Source organism: Streptomyces liliifuscus (assembly GCF_016598615.1).
GTDB classification, from domain to species: Bacteria; Actinomycetota; Actinomycetes; order Streptomycetales; family Streptomycetaceae; genus Streptomyces; species Streptomyces liliifuscus.
The window spans coordinates 9,246,859-9,265,987 of the sequence record NZ_CP066831.1; the positions used below are offsets into that span (position 1 = coordinate 9,246,859).

Consider the following 19,129-nt stretch of genomic DNA (forward strand, 5'->3'; position numbering starts at 1 on the left):
GACCCCGTGCAATGCCCCACCCGAGCCCGCGCCCCTCCCCGCGCAACGGTCCCGGCAACTGCCCCAGATGCCTGGAAGCCGTGATCTGGTGCGTCACCGACGCCAACCGCGTCACCCAGGCCGTCGACCCCAAGCCCGACCCCGCAGGCAACCAGGCCGTACGCATCGACCGCGTCGGCCGCTACCTCGTCCGCCAGCTCTCCAACGACCGCCCGAGCCTGGAAGGCAGCGAGAAGCTCCACAAGCCCCACGTAGCGACCTGCCCCGTACCCGCGCCCAAGCCCGCCGCCAAGCGCCTGTCCGCCACCAAGGTGCGCGCCGGCGTACGCCCCGTCAGGTGGCAGCGATGAACACCCCCGACAACGTCGTCGTCGAGCTGCTCCGCGCCGGCCTCGGCACCCGGGCGATCCGGGAGCAGACCCGCGCCGACTACAGCCGCATCGCCCGCCTCCGCAGGCAGCACAGATTGCCCGTCCCCAAGCAGCAGCAGCCCACCCAGACCATCGACGAAGCGCTCGCCCGCTACACCGAACACCACGGCGACGGACACCTGCGCTGGACCGGACCCACCCGAGGCCGCACCCCCGTCTTCGAGTCGGAGGGCACCCGCTACAACGCCCGCGTCGTGCTCTTCCGCCGCCACTGGCGACGCGAGCCGACCGGATACGTCCGCACCACCTGCGGCATCGGCGGCTGCATCGCCGGCGCGCACCTCGCCGACGACATCGCCCGCACCACCGGCCTCACCGCGGCCGCCGCAGTCGCCCGCCTGGTCGACGGCGGCACGAGTGACTGGGAGATCGTCCGCCGCCTCGGCACCAGCACCAGCCACATCGGCCGCGTCCGCCGCACCCTCACCAACCACACCGAGAAGGCCCGATGAGCCGCGGCACCACGCCCCGCCAGGACATCGCCGACATGCTCCGCGCCGGCGCCACCTACCGCCACATACAGCAGCAGCTGCACGTCAGCCCCAACTGCATCGCCCTCGCCCGCAAGGCCTACGGCATCCCCCTGCCCTCGCCCCGCCGCCGTACCCGGCTCGACCCCGGCCTCCGGCAGACCGTCGTCGACATGGTCCAGGCCGGCCGCCCCACCAACGAGATCAACCGCAGCACCGGAATCAGCAAAACCACCATCAGGCGCATCCGTCGAGACCTCCGCACCCAGGGAGCCCGCCCATGACGACCCCGCCCCGCGGCCACCGCGACGTCATCGAGGCCGCCCTCGACGACTGGTGGCTCCACACCGACCCCTGCGAGCCCTTCCACGCCCCCGCCGTCGCCGAACAGGTCGAGACGTACCTCCTCAGCAGCGGCTACGTCATCGCCCCCGACACCCGGAAGACCGCCATGCCCAGACGCCGTGACATCGCCACGCTCATCGTCCTCACCCTCGCCTGCGCCCTGACCGCCGTCCTGGCCGTGATCGTCAACAGCTGGGTGTGGGGATGCATCGGCGCCGCCGGAGCCCTCCTCCTCGCCCACCAGGCCGTCACCGACATCCGCGACCGCCGCCGCGCCAGGAACCCCCGATGAACGCCGCCCGCACCATCGGCGCCGGAATCGTCCTCCTGCCCCTCATCAGCGGCCTCCTCATCGGCATCGGCCGCCTCCTCCTGGACCGCGGCGCCCCACGACGACACACAACCACCCAGGAAGACACGCCATGACGTACGACGTCCTCGCCATAGGAGCCATCGGAGGTCTCGCCGCCCTCGTCGGCCTCATCGTCTTCGTCGCCGTCGGCCTCGGCGTCTACGCCATCGTCCGCCGCGCCGTCACCGCCCACGAGGCCTACCAGCAGCGGCGGCAACTCCTGAGGACCTGCAGGGCCATCGACGCACTCGGCACCAGCAAGACCGACCACTGAGACTCGCGCGCGCCTGCGATACGCGCCCGCGAACTGCACGCGCGCGAGACCCCCAACCCCTACCCGCCAGTACGAATGGCCTCGCCCCGCCACCGGGAGACAACACTCATGAGCACCGCCGACGACTACACCGCCTACATCCGCTCCACCATCGACAGCAACGGCAAGGCCGCCTGCCTCCTGCAGTGGGGCCAGATCACGCAGCTCCTCACCCCCGAGACGGTCCTCACCACGGCCCGCGACCTCATGGCGGCCGCCGCGGCCGCCGAGACCGACATCGCGCTGGTCGACTCGTTCCGCGCCACGCTGAAGGCCGACATGGACACCATCGGCCTCATGGTCATGGACATCCGCAAACGGCGTCCCTCGCCCAAGGGCAAGCCCGCCCTGCGTATCGCGGCCGTCGCAGGCCACCGCACCCACAAGCCGTACGTCCACATCGCCCGCGGCTCCATGAAGCACGAACTCGACCCCGACGAGGCCCGCGAGATGGCCCTGCACTGGACCGAGGCCGCCATCGCCGCGCAGATCGACGTACGCCTGCGCTACGCCCTGGGCGAGTGGGACCACCTCGACGCCGCCGCGATCGAACGACTGTTCACGCTCCTGCAGGGCGTACAGCGGTGACCACCCCGCCGCTCCTCATCCCCAGGCACCGCCAGGGCGACCCCAGCTGTGGCGCATGCCCTTTCCCGGGCGCCCCACGCTGCGGAGCACCCGCGACCTGGCACGTCTTCTGGCGCATGACCCCTAGCGTGGACTTCTCGCTCGTCTGCGAACTCCACATGAGCTGGGTCCAGAGTCAGTTCGTCTACATCGACAGACACCCCGCCACCGTCACCTGCGACATGCCCGGCACCGGCTGGCAAATCGCGAACCCGAGCTTCTGCGTCATCCCACCCATCGAGGCCGACCGTGAGTAACTGCACCGTGCCCATGTGCCCCCGGGACGCGCCCGACGGAGTCCACGCCTGCCCGTACCACGCCGACGAGCTGCGCGCGTGGCTCGCCGAACTCCCGGGCCAGACTCACCTCCTGGCCGAGTTCGTCGAGCCTGCCGGACGCCCCCGCGCGGGCCGCCTCGGCGGCAGCGGCCGCGCCCACGCCCCCGTACCCGTCGACCTCCGCGTCCTCACCCTCCTCGGCCCCGGCCACCCCCAGCCCCCGTCCGATGACCCCGAGGCCGGTGGCACCGTCCCCATCCGCGCGCTCCTCGACGGGTGGGCCGGACGCGTCGCCTACGACTACCCCGCCGTCCACCGCGACCCGTACGGCACCGCCCACACCCAGCCCTGCGAGGCCTACCGCGCCGCCGGCGGCCCCACCATCACCGGCTGGTGCGCCTGGCTCACCGCCTACCTCCCCTACGCCCTCACCCGCCCATGGATCGGTGAGCTTCACCAGCAGCTCGGCGACCTCCTCGCCCGCATCCGCGACTTCACCCACGCCACCCCGCACACCCACCGCAAGGTCGCGCCCTGCCCCACGTGCGATGCGTTCGCCCTCGTCACCGTCGACGGACGATGGGGCATCACCTGCACGGCCTGCGGCCACCACCTCGAACCCGACGCCTACGACCAACACGCCACCGAGTACCTGCGCACCGCCCAACAGCCCGCCTGACCCCCGCCGTCACACCCCCGTGCCACACTGGCCGCGGCCGCTTCACACCGACCCGCCGCGAACCCGATCGCGGCGGGTCGCGCCGTTCCTGCTGGACAACGCCCAGGTCACGGTGTGAACATGGCGCCAACAGAACACGTGTGCCCACTTCACAGAACTCCCACATAGGGGCGACGCCCAGGGGAAGGGAAGTCCGGTCCCGGCCTACGGGCCGCGGCACCGGCGGGCTCCGCAAGCCTCAAGAGCGGTCCCTGTCACCCCACTCACCGAAAGACCGCAGCCCCGGACCACCCAGGCCCGGGGCTGCGGCACGTCCCACACCAGGAAGGGGCGCGCATGGCCGAGCTCTACAACGGCGTAGAGGCCGCCCAGCTCGCCACACAGTGGCGGCGCCTGGTATCCGCCGGCGCAGCAGCCGTCACCCGCTCCGCCATCTGCAACTGGCGCACCCGCGGCCACCTACGCGTGGCCGGCCTCGACGAACGCGGCCACCCCCTCTACTCCCTGCCCGACCTGGCCCGCGCCGAGAAAGCCACCCGCGAGATCGCCCTCAACCCCGAACGGGCCACCCGCCGCACCCGCACCCCCTGAACCCCCGCTGCCCGGCGATGCTCCAGAGGATGGGGTCCCGTAGCCGGAGCCCCACGCTCCTGCTGCTGCGCGTGCACAGCGACCGGGCAGCGGGCCTGACATGTCGTCACAGAACGGCCACAGGGGCTCCATACGCACCACATGCCGCGCCCCGACCCACCAGCCTGACCGGATGCGTACCCGACACGCCGCCATCGCCGCGGCCGCGCTCCTCGCCCTGAGCGCCTGCACCACCGACAGCAGCACCGACGCCAAGGCCTCGCCCAGCAGCTCGGCCCCGTCGGTGTCCGCCGCAGACCTGGCCAAGGCACGCGAGGCCGCCGGCCTGCCCCCGTCACCCGAGCCCGCGCCCCGCGCCGCGTACATCGACGGCCTCAACGCCATCGACCCCGACATCGTCCACGGCAAGGCCGACAAGGCCGTCAGCCGCGGCATCAACACCTGCAGCACCATCAAGAACTCACCAGGGGACGAGGCCAAGCAGATCAAGCTCACCGGCCAGCGCTTCACCTCACCGACCAACCCCGAGGGACGCGACACCGCCACCGCCGAGAAGATCCTCGCCCTGGCGCACAAGCACATCTGCCCCGACTTCTGAGCTACCCCTTGGCGCTCAGCGCCCCCACGCGGCCCCGTACTCACCAGGTACGGGGCCGCACCCACGCAGGGAGGAGCACCGCATGCGACACCTTCCCCTCCTCGTACGCGAGCTCCGGGAGCTCCCACCTCAAGACGGCTGGGCCTGCTACGAGGGGACAGGGTGCGCCTGCATGGTCTGCTGCTGTGGCCTCACCACGGGCTTCATCGACAAGCGCGAGGCTCGGCGCCAGGCCGAGCAGCACGGCACCTGATCCCCATCGGGAGGTGAGCGCTCGTGCCCTCCCGAGCGCCTCGCCCATGCACGACACCGAGCTGCTCGGGTACGCCAGTGCAGGGCAGCGCCAAGTGCGCCGAGTGCGGCGACAGGGCTCGCCGGCCTCGTCCCTCGGCGACAGCCCAGGGCTACGGACGTGAGCACCGCGAGCGCTTCAGTGACGGTGTCCTCACCCGTGACCCGACGTGCGTGTGCCCCGAGACCGCGCACGGCCACGCCCTGCCGTGCGGTGCGCCCAGCGAGCACGCCGACCACTGGCCCAGGTCCAAGCGGGAGCTGCGCGAGCTCGACTGGGACGAGCACAACCCTGCATACGGTCGCGGCCTCTGTCGCCCGTGCCACTCGAAGGAGACCGCGCGGCACCAGCCGGCCGGCTGGAACGACGTCCCTCCGTTCTGACAGAGCGTGAGGGGGAGGGGGCCTCGGATCTCTGGGCCTGGGGCCCCGAGGAACGCGGGGGGGAGCCCCCTCTCGTGCTGACAGGTATCGGGATCCGCCGTACCGCGGCGGTCGCCGTAACCGAGTGTGACCACCGATTGTGATCATGGAGGCGCGGTGAAGCTGTGGATCGTGGCCCAGGTGAAGAGCGTCGACGCCGACGGCTGGGCCCAGGACTGGGACTTCGCCGGGGCGTTCACCACCGAGGACAAGGCGCGGGACGTCTGCACCGAGCCGGGCGACTGCATGTGGCCCGTCGAGGCCGACACGTTCCTGGGCCGCGACACGCTGCCGGCACCGGGGATCACCTTCCCCGCCGGCGATGGGAGGTGACCCATGGGTGAGCGTGGACCTGCCGGGAAGCCCACCGCGCTGCGCATCCTGCACGGCGACCGCAAGGACCGGATCAACACCGACGAGCCGCAGCCCGACGAGGGCGAGGTCCTCCCGCCCGACTGGCTGAGCGACGCGGCCCTTGAGGTCTGGGAGACGTTCGCCGGCGACCTCGAAGCCAAGAGGGTGTTGACCCCCTGGGACACCGAGGCGTTCGCCAACTGGTGCGACGCCGTGGCCCGCCGGCGGGACGCGGCCGAGCACGTCGAGGAGGAAGGCGCCGTCGTCGAGCTCCCCGTGTTCAACAAGAACGGCGACCTGGTCGGCCACCGCCGCGGCAAGAACCCCTGGCTGATGGCGCTGGACGCGGCGGACTCCCAGGTGCAGCGCTACGGCGCACGCTTCGGCCTAACCCCCAGTGACCGCGCCCAGCTGAAGATTCCCCACCAGGGCGACGGGAAGGGCGCGGAGCGGCTGCTGTCCTGACGCGAGGAGGGCGCCATGGCTCCTCGGACCGCCACCCGGCCCGCCCGCAGCAAGGCCGCCGCCCGCCCCCGTACGACGCGCCGCCGCGTGCTGCGCGTCGACCACCACAAGCGGTGGCGGCCCAACAGCCGCCGCGGCGGTGTGTGCGGCTACACCCTCGACGACAAGACGTGCACCCGCCGCGGCGCGCACTACTGCGAGCCCCGCGCGGACAAGGTCGTCAAGTTCTTCGCCGAGCTGCTCATCCACCCCGCCGGCGCGCTCGCCAACACCCGGTTCGTCCTCGCGCCGTGGCAGGAACACGAGATCATCCGGCCGCTGTTCGGCGAGGTCCACTGGTCCCAGCAGTGGGGCCGCTACGTCCGCCGCTACACCCGCGCCACCGTCGTCATGGGGCGCAAGAACGGCAAGTCGGCGCTGCTGTCCGGCATCGCGCTGTACATGCTGTGCGGCGACAACGAGGAGTCCGCCGAGGTCTACGGCGCGGCCGCGAACACCCGCCAGGCGGGCAAGGTGTTCGAGCCCGCGACGAAGATGGTCAAGAAGTCGCCGATCCTCGCCGAGCGGCTGACGCACATCAAGAACGCACGGCGCCTGGTCGACGAGAAGACCAGCAGCCACTACGAGGTCATCCCGGCCGACGCCGACGTCGAGCTCGGCCACAACCCGCACGCGTTCATCCTCGACGAGGTCCTGTCCCAGCCGGACGACTCGCTGTGGGTTGCCATGCGTACGGCGGCCGGCGCGCGCGTGCAGCCGCTCATGCTGGCCATCACCACCGAGACCAAAGACGGAACGTCGTTCGGCGCGGACTTCATCGACGAGGCCGACCGGGTCATGGAGGACCCGCCCCGCGCGCCGCACCACTTCGTGTTCGTACGCAAGACCCCGCGTACGGTCGACGAGCTTGAGCGGCTGTGGCGGCTGTTCCCCGCCCGTCCCGAACTGCCCGTCTCGCTGGACGCGTGGGACGAGCGGAACTGGGCCTGGGCGAACCCCGCCCTCGGCTCGTTCCTGTCCATCACGTCGCTGCGCGAGGAGGCCGAGGAGGCCCGCAAGAGCCCCGCGGCCGAGGCAGGGTTTCGTCAGTTCCGGCTGAACCAGCGCGTCTCGCAGGTGACGCGGTGGATCCCCATGGACCTGTGGAACGCGTGCACGCGGGAGATCGCCCCCACCCCCGACTGGGTCCGGGAACGGCTCAGGGGGCAGCGCTGCTGGGGCGGCCTGGACCTGTCGAGCAAGCTCGACCTCACCGCGCTCACGCTGCTGTTCCCCGACGGCTCGGCGCTGTGGCGGTTCTGGGTCCCGGAGTCCGTCACGCCCGTCCTCAACGAGCACACCAACGGCTCGTTCGAGGAGTGGGTGCGGGACGGATGGATCACCGAGACCGAGGGCGACACGATCGACTACGACCGGATCTATGACGACGTCGAGGCCGACCACAACGACTTCAAGATCGTCGACATCACGTACGACAAGTGGTGCGGCGAGCCGGTGCGGCAGGAGATCGTGAAGCGCACCCGGCTGAAGATGCTGGAATCGAACACGACGTTCGACCGGATGACCCCTCCGATGACGGACCTGATGCGCCGTCTCAAGGCCAAGGGTGCCCCCGAGTTCGCGCACTACGGCAACCCGGTCGCCCGGTGGATGGCCGACAACGTCGAGAAGAAATCGCCGCGAGACGACCCGGTCCGCCTGCGGCCCGTCAAGCCCGACCGCGACAAGAGCGGCAAGCGGATCGACGGCATGGTCAGCCTCATCCTCGGCGTCGACGGTGCCATGCGCGGCATGCCCAAACCGTCCGTCTACGAAAGCCAGGGCATGGCCCTGTGACCACCAGGAGGTGACGGGTGGACCGCTGGGACGTCCTCGCACTGCTCGGGATCGGACTCCTCGGCGCGGGTCTGTGGCTCATCGCGCCATGGCTCGCCCTGACCGCCATCGGCGGACTGCTGCTCGTCATCGGCCTGGCCTTCTCCGTACTCGCGGAGAAGGCGGCCGCACGCCAGCAGCTCATCGACGCGAAGAGGGGCGGGTGAGGCGCGATGGGCATGCTCCGTTCCGCGGTGCGTACCGTGGCCCGGGCCTCGGCCGGACCGCTCTCCGGGATCGCCACCCCGGAGAAGTGGGTGGTCGACTGGTTCACCGGCTCCATGGCCAACAGCGCCGGCATCCGCGTCGACCACGAGACGGCGATGATGTATGCGCCGTTCTTCGCCGGCGTCCGCGTCATCGCCGAGGACCTCGGCCTGTTGCCGCTGTTCCTCTACGAGCGGCTCAAGCGCGGCAAGGACCGCGCGACCGGGCACCCGTTGTACCCGCTGCTGCATGACGCGCCCAACGACATGATGGGCGCGATGGCTTTCAAGGAGGCCCTGCAGGGCCACGCCATCACCCGGGGGATCGGCGCCGCGTACGTCGTCACACACGAGCGCACGGGCGTCATCGAGGAGCTGTGGCCGCTGCGCCCCGACCGCACGCGCGTGAAGGTGCGCCAGATGGGTAAGGGGCGCGTCGAGCGGTGGCTGCAGTACCGCGACGACGTGAACGGGGTCTATGCCAACCTCGCGCCCGGCGAGTTCCTGTGCGTCAACGGCCTGGGCGACGACGGTGTGCGCGGGTACTCCGTCGTCGAGCTCGCCGCGAACTCGATCGGGTTGGGGCTGGCCACCGAGCACTACGGGGCCAAGACGTTCAGCAACGGCGCGGCTCCGGCGGGCGCGCTGTCGCACCCGGACAATCTCTCTCCCGAGGCCCGCAAGCGGATGGCCGAGGACTGGGAGAACATCCATCGCGGCATCGACCGCGCGCACCGCGTCGCGATCCTTGAGGAGGGCGTGACCTGGCAGCAGGTCGGCCTGCCCAACGACGCGAACCAGTTCCTCGAAACCCGCAAGCTCCAGGTCACCGACATGGCGCGGTGGCTGCGGCTGCCCCCGCACAAGATCGGCGACCTCGACCGGGCCACCTTCAGCAACATCGAGGAGCAGCAGCTCGATTACGTGTCGTCCGCGCTGAACGCGTGGCTGACCCGGTGGGAGCAGGCCATCCTCACGCAGCTACTGCTGCCCGAGGAGCGGAGCCGGTACTACCCCGAGCACCTGGTCGACGCGCTGCTGCGCGGCAACAGCGTGGCCCGCTACCAGGCGTACGCGGTGGGCCGCCAGTGGGGCTGGCTGTCCGCGAACGACGTGCGCGAGCGGGAGAACATGAACCCCGTCGAGGGCGGCGACGCCTACCTCGTGCCGCTCAACATGGTCCCCGCCGGCAGCGGAGCTCCGGCCGTCGAGGACGACGAGCGCGCGGCCGCCCTCCGGTACGCGCGCATCATGCGCGGCCGCGGAATCGCCGCGCGCGACGGCCTCGCCGACGCGTGGGCACCGAAGATCGAGGAGGCAGACCAGGAGATCGCCGACCTTGAGCGCAAGCGAGTCGGCGCCCTGGTCGACAAGCACCTCGACACCGGCGGCCGCGCCCGGTCGACGCCGGCGTTCCTTGCCGCGCTGTCCACCCTGTACGCCGAAGACGGCCCGATCGGCGAGGCGATGACCGCGCTGTGGCTGCCGCTCATGACCGCGTTCGCCGCGGACGTCGCCGAGGACGCGGCCGAGGAGGTCGGCCACGAGGACGACATCGACCTGTCCACCTGGGCCCGCGCCTACGTGCTCGCGCATGTCGCCTACCGCCTCGCCTCCTCGTTCGGGCAGCTGCGCAAGAAGACCGAGGAGGCCGACACCGAGGAGGACGCGGCGGCTGCGGTCGTCGAGCGGCTCACCAAGTGGCAGGAGGAACGGCCCGAGCAGACCGCTCGCTGGGAGGCCGCGCAGCTTCCCAACGCGGCTGCGCGGGAGACGTGGAAGGAAGCCGGTGTCCGCTCCCTGAAGTGGGTTGCCCGCGGCTCGAAGAACTGCCCGTACTGCACGAAGCTCGACGGCCGCACGATCGCCATCGAGAAGCCGTTCATCGCCAAGGGCGACGAGGTCGAGGGCGAGGACGGCGAGGCCCTCAAGGCCAAGCGCAACACCTTCCACCCCCCGGTTCACGCCGGCTGCATGTGTCAGGTGGTGCCCGTTGTCAGCGACTGAGAGCCACGACGAACAGCGGGAGCAGGGAAGTTGCTCGCTGTGCGAGGCCGCTGCAGAGCGGGGCCGCAATGGGGCTTGGTGGCACGTCGGCGCCCCGTGCACCAGCGCGAGGCCCTTGCGCGCCGCGCGGTTCCTGCCCGCCCCACGCCAGCAGGGCGGGCCGCCTCGCGACCGCCAGATACGACACCCCGGGAGGGACCGATGAAGGGCCAGCGTCACTACCTGCGCGGCTACGTCCAGCGCGCCGACGACGACCAGGGCGACGACGCCGCGGGCAAGCCGCTGACGATCGTCGCCGCCACCGCGGGCCGCAAGGACGACGGCCTCAACTTGACCATGAAGGGCGCCGAGCTCGGCCGCTTCGACGCCAACCCGGTCGTCGGCTACGGCCACTCGTACTGGGGCCGCGACGGCCTGCCCATCGGCCGCTCGGACAAGACATGGATCGACGGCGAGCGCCTGCTCATGAACGTCGTGTTCGACCAGGACGACGACTTCGCCCGCAAGGTCGAACGCAAGTACCGCAACAAGATCATGAACGCGTTCTCCATCGGCTTCAACGTCTGGAACATCGCCGACGACGGGACCCCCGAGGGCTGGGAACTGTTCGAGGTCAGCGCGGTTCCGCTGCCGATGGACCCCAACGCGATCGTCGAGTCGGGCCGAGACGGTCAACTCGCCCTCGTGCGCGGCCTCGTCGGCGACCGCCCGGACGCCGACGCCTTTGCCCAGGCCGTCATGGCCCACCTCGACGCCCTGCAGAACGGCCCCGCCCGGGCGGGCGCTGTGCTGTCGAAGAAGAACAAGGGCCTCGTCGAGAACGCGATCACCGCGCTGCAGGAACTCCTCGACGCCGCCAGCGGCACGGAGGACGAGGACGACGACGCCCGCGCCCGGCACAACGAGCGGCTGCTGCGACTCGCCGGCGTGCGCTGACCCACTTGCCACTTCCGCCCCCGTACCGCGGGCGGGCACACCCCAGACCCAGGAGGGGACGGAAATGACCACCCTGAAGATCCGCGAACTGAAGGTCAAGCGGAGCAAGCTGAGCGCCCAGGCCACGGCGATCATGCAGAAGGCCACCGACGAGAACCGCGCGATGGAAGGCGACGAGGAGACCCAGTTCGACTCGATCATGGAGGAGCGCGACGCGCTCGACTCCACGATCACCAAGGCCGAGCGCCTCCTCGAAGACGACCGCCGCGGCATCGACGACATCCCGGACGACGGCCGCCCGGGCAACCGCAACGTCGAGGCCCAGATGACCGCGTGGAACGCCTACCTGCGCGACGGCCGGCCCGGCCTGAACGCCGAGCACGCGCGCGCCCTCAACGCGGGCAACGACCCCGAGGGCGGATTCCTCGTCGCGCCGGAGCAGTTCGTCCAGGAGCTCCTGCAGAACGTCGACGACATGACGCCGATCCGGGGCCTGGCCACCGTGCACCGGCTGACCACCGCCGAGTCCCTCGGCATCCCCACCCGCGAGGAGGACCTCGACGACGCCGAGTGGACGAGCGAGGTCGGCACCGGCAGCCAGGACGACGGCCTGCGGTTCGGCAAGAGGGAGCTGCGTCCGCACCCGCTCGCCAAGCGGGTCCTCGTCTCCCGCAAGCTGCTGCGCTCCTCGTCGATGAACCCCGAGCAGATCGTGCGGGAGCGGATGGCCTACCGGCACGCCACCGCGCAGGAGAACGGGTTCATGACCGGCAACGGCAGCCAGCGTGCCCTGGGCCTGTTCACCGTCGGCAACGCCGACCTCGGCGGCATCACCACCGCGCGGGACGTCGACGTACCCACCAGCGGCACAGGGTTCGTCCACAACGCCACCGACGGCTACGCGGCGGACGCCCTGATCACCGCCAAGTACACCCTCAAGGGGGCGTACCACGCCAAGGCCCACTGGCTGTTCCACCGGCTGATCCTCGCCGAGATCCGCAAGATCAAGGACGCGAACGGCCAGTACATCTGGAAGGCCGGCCTCGGCGACCAGCCCGACACCATCCTCGAAATCCCGCACATCCTCTCGGAGTTCGCGCCGTCGACCATGGCGAACAACGACTACATCGGGATGCTCGGCGACTTCAGCTTCTACCACATCGTCGACGCCCTGCAGTTCGAAGTGCAGCGGCTCATCGAGCTGTACGCGACGACCAACCAGATCGGCTTCATCGGCCGTGCCGAGTGCGACGGCATGCCCGTCATGGAGGAGCCGTTCGTGCGGCTGCAGTCCAACGACACGGTCGCCTGACCCAGGCCCTGACCCACCACCCCGGCCTCAGGGCCAGGAAGGAAGACCCCGTCATGAGGACCGATATCAAGAACCACATCAGCGTGGTTCAGTCCATCGCCCCCGCCGCGTACACCGCGACCGCCACCGGCACCGGTGTGGACCTGGCCGGCTACGACGCGGCCGCCGTCGCCATCACCGTCGGCGCCGTCGCAAACAACGCGTTCTCCGTCGAGATCCAGGAGTCCGACGCCTCCGCCTCCGGCTACACCGCGGTGGCGAACGCCGACCTCGACGGCACCGAGCCCGCCACCTTGACCGCGGCCACCACCACCCTCATCGGCTACCACGGCATCAAGCGGTACATCCGCGCCGTGGCCACCGACACGGCCGCCGGCGACGCCGTGTTCGGTGTCTCCGTCGTCCGGGGCAACGGAAGGGTGAAGCCGTAATGCGCGTCCAGTTCACCCGCCGCGTGGCGAGCCCGACCCTCAACGCCCGGCCCGGGGAGATCCTCGACCTGTCCGACGACGAGGCCCTCATGCGCATCGAGGCCGGCCACTGCACCGCCGTGGACCAGCCCAAGCAGCGCCTGCGCGACCGGCTGCCAGGGCGCCGCAAGCCCGAGCCCGAGCAGACCCCGCCGCCCGGGGACACGCCGCTTGAGAAGCTCACCGTCGAACAGCTCAAGGCCCACGCCGACAAGCACAAGATCGACCTCGGCGACGCGAGCAAGAAGGCCGACATCCTCGCCGCCATCGCGGCCGCCGAGGAGTGAGCAACACCAAGGGGGTGAGCGGCCGTGGCGTACGCCAGCCCTGAGAACCTGCGGCACTTCCTGAGGCACCCGGCCGCTTTCACCCCCGACGAGACCGCCCAGGCCGAGCTGCTCATCGAGCTCGCCGAGGGCGCCATCGACGACGAGACCGGCCAGCCTCTTGAGCAGTCCACCGACACCGTGATTCTCGACGGGCCCACCCGTGAGGACCCGTGGCCGCACACCCCCGGCACCGGCTCCCACAAGCTGATCCTGCCCCGCTGGCCCGTCTCGGCGGTGGAGTCAGTGACGCTCCTCAACGACGTCCAGGAGGACGAGGTCCTGACGTTCGGTCGGGACCAGGACTACACCTGGTCGGCCGCCGGGACGATGACCCGGGTCAACTCCTGGTGGCCCACCGGGGACCGCTGCATCCAGGTGGTCTACACCCCCGGATACGTCCTCATCCCCAAGGGCGTGAAACGGATCGCGCTGCGCGTGGCGGCCGCAGGGTGGGGCAACCCCGAGCTCCTCACCTCGGAGTCACTCGGCGACCACTCGAAGGCCTGGTCCGCCGAGGCCCTCGGCATGGTCCTGTCCGAGGCCGACAAGAAGACCCTCGGCCTGTACCGGGCGCGCACATGAGCATCGCGCACTGGCTGAACCGCACGCTGCAGGTGTGGCGGCCGCAGGGAGCGGACGACGGGCACGGCGGCCAAGAGGTCACGTACGTACGTCAAGCAGATGACGTACGCGTCAAGGTCGACCAACCCACCGCAACCGAGCGGACGGTCGGCGCGCAGGCCGACTCCGACCACACCCACGACATTTTCCTGCTGCCCACCGCAGACGTACGCCGCGGCGACGAGCTGCGCGACGGCGGCACCGACGACGAGCCGCGCGACGGCGAGAAGTGGCGCGTGCTGTTCGTCGTCGAACCGTCCAGCACCCGCTACCGCAAGGCCCAGTCCCAGCTCATCCAAGGAGAAGGGGAGCCCGACGATGGCTAACCTCAGTCTCATCCCGGTGCCGGTCGCCACCGGCATCGCCGACGTCGCCGCCCAGGCGGTCGCCGCAGCCGGCGGCGGGGACACCGCGCCCGTCGGGCCCGGACGTTTCCTGTATGTGGCGAACGGGGACGCGTCGCCGAAGACGGTCACGCTCGCCACCCCCGGCACAGTGTCCGGCCTCGCCATCGCGGACACCGCGGTGGTGGTCGCAGCCGGCGACCACGCGATCATCCCGCTCGCCAACGTCTTCCGCGGCGCGACCGGGCGGGCGGCGATCACCTACAGCGCCGTCACCTCCGTGACCGTCGCCGCGTTCGAACTGCCGAGCAGCGGCTGATGGCCGCCGAGGACGAGCGCCCGGACACACCGCGGCGGCCGCACGTCGCCCTTGAGGCGCACGAGTGCAAGCAGCGCGCCGAGGACCACTACAAGCGGATGGACGAGCGGCTGGTGTGGGCGGTCCTGGCGGTCGCCGCCGAGCTGCACCTCATCCGCAAAGAAAAGAGGCGTGCCCGGTGACACAGATCCTCGGGCACATCTGCCTCTCGTGCGCCGCCCTGGTGATGTCCGTCGCAGCGATTCGCTTCGCACGACAGGCCCGTTCCTACGAGCGCCTCGCGTGGGGCGCCGCGGCACGGTCCGAACTCGCCCTACTCAAGCTCAGACGCCTGCGAAGGAGGTGACCGCCATGGCTCGCAGGGTCCGGACCACGGTCAGGATCACTGGCATCGACCGGCTCAGGGCGCGGCTGGACGAGCTCCCCGAGGACATCAAGGAGGCCCTGAAGAAGGGCGTGAAGGAGTCCTCTGAGGCCGTACGCGACGACACCCGGGACGGCGTGCGGTACGGCGAGGGCACGCTGCACGACAACGTCGGCATCGAGTACCAGGAAGAGGGGCTCGTCTCCACGGTCGGCTGGCACGACGACGAGCACTACTACGCCGCATTCCATGAGCGCGGCACCCGCCGCTTCCCCGCGCAGCCGGCGCTCGGCCCGGCCCTTGAGCGGGAGCGCGGCCGCTACGCCGCGCGGCTGACCGCCGAGGTGAGGAAGGTCCTGCGGTGAGCACTCCCATCCCGGGCCTCGCCTCGCTGCCCGTACGCGACGCCGTCCGGGTTGCGCTGCTCGCCGACGCCCCGCTGATGGACCTCGTCAAGGGTGTCCTCGACTGGGTCCCGGAAAAGCAGGCGTACCCGTACATCCACATGGGCGGCACCGTCGAGACGCCGGACAACGCGCACGACCGGCACGCCTCGCAGACCGTCGTCACCCTCGACATCTGGTCGCAGTACCGCGGCTACGCACAGGCCCTGGGAATCGCCGCGCGCGTCATTCAGGCCCTGGACCACACACCGCTGGTGATCGTCGGCCACGTGCACCGGTGGACGCGGTTCATGTCGATGCAGACCCTCACCGACCCCGAGCCCCCGGGCAACATCCGGCACGTCCCGATGCAGTTCCGGATCGGCACCGAGGTCGACCCCGCATAACCGAACGATCAACAGGAGGACGGCATGGCCGGCATCGACGCATTCGGCACACAGTTCCTGCGCGACTCCACCGGGTCGGGCAGCTTCGTGGCGATCGCCAACGTGAGCGACATCTCCGGCCCGGAGCGCTCGCGCGAGGCGATCGAGGTCACCGCCCATGACTCGCCGGACAAGTACCGCGAGTTCATCAAGGGCCTCAAGGACGGCGGCGAGGTGACGCTCACCCTCAACTACGACCCGGCCAGCGCCACGCACAGCGCCCTCGACGCCGACTTCGAGGAGGACACCCTCCGCGACTACCAGGTCGTGCTGCTGCCCGGCGACTCCGACGAGCACACCTGGGATTTCGCCGGCCTGATCACCGGCCTCAGCGACGCGTTCCCCACCGACGACAAGATGGAACGCGAGGCCACCTTCAAGATCAGCGGCAAGCCGACCCTCACCCCGACCGGCTGATACGACCAGAGAGACGAGAGACATGAGCAGCCTGAAGGACCTCATCCGCGCCGCGGACGACATCAAATCCCAGGACGACGTGGAGCTCCCCGAGTGGGCACCGGGGGTCAAGTTCCGTGTCCGCGGCCTGCCGTCGGGCGACTGGGAGGCCTACCAGAACAAGCTCAACAAGATGCGGTTCGAGCAGGGCTCCAACGGCGCAGAGATGACGATCAAGTCGAACAAGGCCTGGGTCGTCGCCAAGGCGCTGTACGACCAGGAGACCGACGCCCTCGTGTTCCCGGACGTGACCGAGGGCGTGTCCATCCTGTCGAAGAAGTCCGCGGGCATCGTCAACGGCCTGTTCAACCTGTGCAAGTTCCTCTCCGACGACGACAAGGACTTCGCGGCCAAGGTGCGGGATGCCGAGGGAAATTCCGCAGACGGCCAGAGCTGAAGCTCCTGTACGACCTGGCCGTCAGTTTCCAGCTGCCCCCGCACGAGGTGATGGAGCGGTTCACCAATGAGGAGATGATCCGCCTGGTGGCCTACCAGAACCTCTACGGGCCCATCACCCCCGAGCGCCTGGACCTCGTCATTGCCCGCCTCGGCCAGGACGTTGTTTCCCCGTGGATGGGGCGCGGCCGCAAGACGAAGCTGCGGGACCACCTGATCGTCTGGTCCCGCAACGCCAAGCCGCAGCGCAGCGGGCGGGACCTCCTCGCCGCGGTGAAGGGCATTCAGGCCAAGTACGACGAGCAGGACCAGACCCAGTCCCGCCGCGCCCGCCGCCGTCGGCGCGGCAGTCAGCAGTCGTAGCCAGGCCCGCACCCGGGTCTCGATGAGAAACGGGGTGGGCACGTGACGATCCTGGAAGAGCTCCTCGTCCGGCTCGGCGTCGATATGACGGCCGCCGAGCAGGAAGTCGACCAGGGCGCGGACCGGATCACGCAGGGCCTCGACAGCGTGTCCGCCGACGGCATGGCCCGCAAGATCGACGCAGGGGCGGACCAGGCGACCACCGCCCTGGACGGGGTCGGCGAGTCCGCCCGGGACCTGGGCACGGACGCAGAGGCCGGAGCCGCCGGCGTCGAGGGGGCGCTCGGCGGGATCGGCGGGATGGCGGCCGGCGCCGCCGTCGGCGCGCTGTTCATGCAGGGCCTCAACACCGCCATGGACATGTCGGCCACCACGACCAGCCTCCGCAACGGGCTCGGCCTCACAGAGCCCGAGGCGGCCCGCGCGGGCGACATCGCGGGCGACGTGTTCACCGCCGGATTCAGCGACTCCATCGCAGGCGCCGGCGACGCGCTCGGCTCGGTCATCGGCGCCATGGGCGATGTCGGTGACTTCACGAACGCCGAGCTCGCCCAGATGACCAAGAGCGCCATCGCGCTGGGCGACACCTTCCAGATCGACATCGCGGACGGGGCCAACGCCGCCGGGGCGCTCATCAAGCAGGGCCTCGTCGCGGACGGCACCGAGGCGTTCGACGTCCTGACCAAGGCGGCGCAGACCCTGCCGGCGAACATGGCCGCCGACATCCCGGCGGTCGTCACCGAGTACGGCACGCATTTCAAGCGCATCGGCATCGACGCCGAGCAGGCGTTCGGCATGATGTCGCAGTTCGTCCAGGCGGGCGGCCGCGACATCGACCAGGCCGCCGACGTCTTGCATGAATTCGCCCGCATCACCTCCGAGGAGACCCCCCGCGCCGCGGCCGGTTTCAAGGCGCTCGGCCTGGACGCGGACAAGATGCTGTCCGACATCGGCAAGGGCGGTAAGCCCGCGGCGGACGCGCTCGGCCTGACCCTCGACGCTCTGCGCGGTGTGAAGGATCCGGCCAAGCAGGCCGAGCTGGGCGTCGCGCTGTTCGGCGACATGGCGGGCGAGGCAGCCGGCGCGCTGCTGGCGATGGACCCCGCGTCCGCGGCCGCGGCGAGCGGCATGGACCAGGCGGCCGGCGCCTCGCAGCGGGTCACCGACAGCATGGCCGCGAGCCCGGGGCAGCAGTTCGAGAGCATCATGCGGACCCTGTCGACGACGCTCGGCGAGCTGCTGCTGCCCGCCCTGCAGTTCGTGGCCGAGCTGTTCGCGCAGCATCCCGCGCTGCTGCAGATCGCCATCCCGCTGGTGCTCGCGCTCGCGGTCGGCCTGGGCGTTGCGGCGGTCGCTCAGTGGGCGATGAACTCCGCGATGCTCGCCTGGCCGGGGACGTGGATCATCCTGGCGATCATGGCCGTCATTGCGGTCATCCTCTTGATCGCCACCAAGACGACCTGGTTCCAGGACCTGTGGCGCGCCGTGTGGGGCGGCATCAAGGCCGCCGCGCAAGGGGTCGCTTCCTGGTTCTCCGGCACCCTCGTGCCCGGCATCACCGGAGCCTTCAACGCCGTCGGCCGCAAGGCGGGCGACATGTGGCGCACCGTGAGGGGCTGGTGGAACCAGCTCATGGGCTTCCTGTCCGGGATCCCCGGGCGCATCGGCCGCATCGCGGGCAACATGTGGGGCGCGATCCCCCGAGCCTTCCGGGGCGCGATCAACGGCGTGATCGGTGCCTGGAACAACCTGTCGTTCACCATCGGCGGCGGCTCGATCATGGGCGTGGACATCCCCTCGCTGACCCTGTCGACGCCGAACATCCCCTACCTCGCCAAGGGCGGCATCGCCACCGGCGCCACCCTCGCCATGGTCGGCGAGGGCCCCGAGGACGAGGCGATCATCCCGCTGTCCCGCCTTGAACACATGATCAACACCGCGTCCGCGCCGTCCGTGGGCAAGGTCCAGCAGCAGCGACTGCTCGTCGGGTTCGAGCCGGGCGGCGGTGACGCGTTCATCGACTGGCTGATGGCAGTGATCCGGATCCGCTTCGGCGGCGACGTCAACGCGCTCGGGGGGGAATGA

General features: G+C 70.5%; 32 protein-coding genes. All 32 read left to right on the forward strand.

The genetic code is table 11. From position 1 onward, the window contains the following. Nucleotides 1-11: 11 nt before the first annotated feature. Complete coding sequence (locus JEQ17_RS40005; protein ID WP_200399795.1) at nucleotides 12-350, forward strand: hypothetical protein; 339 nt, start codon at nucleotides 12-14, stop codon at nucleotides 348-350. Further along, nucleotides 347-883: a hypothetical protein gene (locus JEQ17_RS40010; protein ID WP_200399796.1), complete on the forward strand. Its 537-nt coding sequence runs from the start codon at nucleotides 347-349 to the stop codon at nucleotides 881-883. Before JEQ17_RS40005 ends, JEQ17_RS40010 begins: the two co-directional genes overlap by 4 nt. Then, nucleotides 880-1,185, forward strand: coding sequence for a hypothetical protein (locus tag JEQ17_RS40015; protein ID WP_200399797.1), 306 nt, complete (start codon nucleotides 880-882; stop codon nucleotides 1,183-1,185). The genes JEQ17_RS40010 and JEQ17_RS40015 overlap by 4 nt, the downstream gene beginning before the upstream one ends. Then, nucleotides 1,182-1,538 (forward strand): hypothetical protein, encoded by a 357-nt coding sequence (locus tag JEQ17_RS40020; RefSeq protein ID WP_200399798.1) that lies wholly within the window; start codon nucleotides 1,182-1,184, stop codon nucleotides 1,536-1,538. The genes JEQ17_RS40015 and JEQ17_RS40020 overlap by 4 nt, the downstream gene beginning before the upstream one ends. Further along, nucleotides 1,535-1,672 carry a hypothetical protein gene (locus JEQ17_RS40025; RefSeq protein ID WP_200399799.1) on the forward strand — a complete coding sequence of 46 codons (138 nt, stop codon included), beginning with the start codon at nucleotides 1,535-1,537 and terminating at the stop codon, nucleotides 1,670-1,672. The genes JEQ17_RS40020 and JEQ17_RS40025 overlap by 4 nt, the downstream gene beginning before the upstream one ends. Continuing rightward, the gene (locus tag JEQ17_RS40030; RefSeq protein ID WP_200399800.1) at nucleotides 1,669-1,872 is read left to right on the forward strand and encodes a hypothetical protein; all 204 of its coding nucleotides are present in this window, start codon (nucleotides 1,669-1,671) and stop codon (nucleotides 1,870-1,872) included. Before JEQ17_RS40025 ends, JEQ17_RS40030 begins: the two co-directional genes overlap by 4 nt. Before the next feature lie 108 nt (nucleotides 1,873-1,980). Beyond that, on the forward strand, nucleotides 1,981-2,499 hold the full coding sequence (locus JEQ17_RS40035) for a hypothetical protein (protein WP_200399801.1): 519 nt from the start codon (nucleotides 1,981-1,983) through the stop codon (nucleotides 2,497-2,499). A gap of 116 nt (nucleotides 2,500-2,615) precedes the next feature. Beyond that, nucleotides 2,616-2,795 (forward strand): hypothetical protein, encoded by a 180-nt coding sequence (locus tag JEQ17_RS40040; RefSeq protein ID WP_200399802.1) that lies wholly within the window; start codon nucleotides 2,616-2,618, stop codon nucleotides 2,793-2,795. Continuing rightward, a complete protein-coding gene (locus tag JEQ17_RS40045) occupies nucleotides 2,788-3,495 on the forward strand; it encodes a hypothetical protein (protein ID WP_200399803.1) in 708 nt (235 codons plus the stop codon). Before JEQ17_RS40040 ends, JEQ17_RS40045 begins: the two co-directional genes overlap by 8 nt. Nucleotides 3,496-3,831: 336 nt before the next feature. Beyond that, nucleotides 3,832-4,086: a MerR family transcriptional regulator gene (locus tag JEQ17_RS40050; protein ID WP_200399804.1), complete on the forward strand. Its 255-nt coding sequence runs from the start codon at nucleotides 3,832-3,834 to the stop codon at nucleotides 4,084-4,086. A 172-nt stretch (nucleotides 4,087-4,258) separates the two neighbouring features. After that, nucleotides 4,259-4,684, forward strand: coding sequence for a hypothetical protein (locus JEQ17_RS40055; protein WP_200399805.1), 426 nt, complete (start codon nucleotides 4,259-4,261; stop codon nucleotides 4,682-4,684). Nucleotides 4,685-4,766: 82 nt separating this feature from the next. Continuing rightward, entirely contained in the window at nucleotides 4,767-4,937 is a 171-nt protein-coding gene (locus tag JEQ17_RS40060) for a hypothetical protein (protein ID WP_200399806.1), read from the forward strand. A gap of 77 nt (nucleotides 4,938-5,014) precedes the next feature. After that, nucleotides 5,015-5,359: a holin gene (locus JEQ17_RS40065; RefSeq protein WP_234048542.1), complete on the forward strand. Its 345-nt coding sequence runs from the start codon at nucleotides 5,015-5,017 to the stop codon at nucleotides 5,357-5,359. Nucleotides 5,360-5,515: 156 nt separating this feature from the next. After that, the gene (locus JEQ17_RS40070; RefSeq protein ID WP_200399808.1) at nucleotides 5,516-5,731 is read left to right on the forward strand and encodes a hypothetical protein; all 216 of its coding nucleotides are present in this window, start codon (nucleotides 5,516-5,518) and stop codon (nucleotides 5,729-5,731) included. 3 nt (nucleotides 5,732-5,734) lie between these two features. Then, nucleotides 5,735-6,217 carry a phage terminase small subunit P27 family gene (locus JEQ17_RS40075; RefSeq protein ID WP_200399809.1) on the forward strand — a complete coding sequence of 161 codons (483 nt, stop codon included), beginning with the start codon at nucleotides 5,735-5,737 and terminating at the stop codon, nucleotides 6,215-6,217. A gap of 15 nt (nucleotides 6,218-6,232) precedes the next feature. Further along, nucleotides 6,233-8,053, forward strand: a complete 1,821-nt coding sequence (locus JEQ17_RS40080) for a terminase large subunit (RefSeq protein WP_200399810.1) — start codon at nucleotides 6,233-6,235, stop codon at nucleotides 8,051-8,053. A 17-nt stretch (nucleotides 8,054-8,070) separates the two neighbouring features. After that, complete coding sequence (locus JEQ17_RS40085; protein ID WP_200399811.1) at nucleotides 8,071-8,259, forward strand: hypothetical protein; 189 nt, start codon at nucleotides 8,071-8,073, stop codon at nucleotides 8,257-8,259. 12 nt (nucleotides 8,260-8,271) lie between these two features. Beyond that, complete coding sequence (locus tag JEQ17_RS40090; RefSeq protein WP_200399812.1) at nucleotides 8,272-10,305, forward strand: phage portal protein; 2,034 nt, start codon at nucleotides 8,272-8,274, stop codon at nucleotides 10,303-10,305. Between the two features lie 201 nt (nucleotides 10,306-10,506). Continuing rightward, nucleotides 10,507-11,241, forward strand: a complete 735-nt coding sequence (locus JEQ17_RS40095; protein WP_200399813.1) for an HK97 family phage prohead protease — start codon at nucleotides 10,507-10,509, stop codon at nucleotides 11,239-11,241. 64 nt (nucleotides 11,242-11,305) lie between these two features. Continuing rightward, nucleotides 11,306-12,553 (forward strand): phage major capsid protein, encoded by a 1,248-nt coding sequence (locus JEQ17_RS40100; RefSeq protein WP_200399814.1) that lies wholly within the window; start codon nucleotides 11,306-11,308, stop codon nucleotides 12,551-12,553. A 53-nt stretch (nucleotides 12,554-12,606) separates the two neighbouring features. Then, a complete protein-coding gene (locus JEQ17_RS40105; RefSeq protein ID WP_200399815.1) occupies nucleotides 12,607-12,984 on the forward strand; it encodes a hypothetical protein in 378 nt (125 codons plus the stop codon). Beyond that, entirely contained in the window at nucleotides 12,984-13,310 is a 327-nt protein-coding gene (locus tag JEQ17_RS40110) for a hypothetical protein (RefSeq protein ID WP_200399816.1), read from the forward strand. Before JEQ17_RS40105 ends, JEQ17_RS40110 begins: the two co-directional genes overlap by 1 nt. A gap of 24 nt (nucleotides 13,311-13,334) precedes the next feature. Beyond that, nucleotides 13,335-13,934, forward strand: a complete 600-nt coding sequence (locus tag JEQ17_RS40115) for a hypothetical protein (protein WP_200399817.1) — start codon at nucleotides 13,335-13,337, stop codon at nucleotides 13,932-13,934. Beyond that, nucleotides 13,931-14,299 (forward strand): phage head completion protein, encoded by a 369-nt coding sequence (locus JEQ17_RS40120; protein WP_200399818.1) that lies wholly within the window; start codon nucleotides 13,931-13,933, stop codon nucleotides 14,297-14,299. The genes JEQ17_RS40115 and JEQ17_RS40120 overlap by 4 nt, the downstream gene beginning before the upstream one ends. Beyond that, entirely contained in the window at nucleotides 14,292-14,636 is a 345-nt protein-coding gene (locus JEQ17_RS40125) for a hypothetical protein (protein WP_200399819.1), read from the forward strand. The genes JEQ17_RS40120 and JEQ17_RS40125 overlap by 8 nt, the downstream gene beginning before the upstream one ends. Further along, on the forward strand, nucleotides 14,636-14,818 hold the full coding sequence (locus tag JEQ17_RS40130) for a hypothetical protein (RefSeq protein WP_200399820.1): 183 nt from the start codon (nucleotides 14,636-14,638) through the stop codon (nucleotides 14,816-14,818). The genes JEQ17_RS40125 and JEQ17_RS40130 overlap by 1 nt, the downstream gene beginning before the upstream one ends. A gap of 169 nt (nucleotides 14,819-14,987) precedes the next feature. Next, complete coding sequence (locus JEQ17_RS40135) at nucleotides 14,988-15,365, forward strand: HK97-gp10 family putative phage morphogenesis protein (protein ID WP_200399821.1); 378 nt, start codon at nucleotides 14,988-14,990, stop codon at nucleotides 15,363-15,365. Further along, nucleotides 15,362-15,790, forward strand: a complete 429-nt coding sequence (locus tag JEQ17_RS40140) for a DUF3168 domain-containing protein (protein ID WP_200399822.1) — start codon at nucleotides 15,362-15,364, stop codon at nucleotides 15,788-15,790. The genes JEQ17_RS40135 and JEQ17_RS40140 overlap by 4 nt, the downstream gene beginning before the upstream one ends. Nucleotides 15,791-15,814: 24 nt before the next feature. After that, entirely contained in the window at nucleotides 15,815-16,246 is a 432-nt protein-coding gene (locus tag JEQ17_RS40145; RefSeq protein WP_200399823.1) for a phage tail tube protein, read from the forward strand. Between the two features lie 22 nt (nucleotides 16,247-16,268). After that, a complete protein-coding gene (locus JEQ17_RS40150; protein WP_200399824.1) occupies nucleotides 16,269-16,682 on the forward strand; it encodes a hypothetical protein in 414 nt (137 codons plus the stop codon). A gap of 74 nt (nucleotides 16,683-16,756) precedes the next feature. Continuing rightward, nucleotides 16,757-17,044, forward strand: a complete 288-nt coding sequence (locus JEQ17_RS40155; RefSeq protein ID WP_200399825.1) for a phage tail assembly protein T — start codon at nucleotides 16,757-16,759, stop codon at nucleotides 17,042-17,044. A 42-nt stretch (nucleotides 17,045-17,086) separates the two neighbouring features. Further along, nucleotides 17,087-19,129, forward strand: coding sequence for a phage tail tape measure protein (locus JEQ17_RS40160; protein WP_200399826.1), 2,043 nt, complete (start codon nucleotides 17,087-17,089; stop codon nucleotides 19,127-19,129).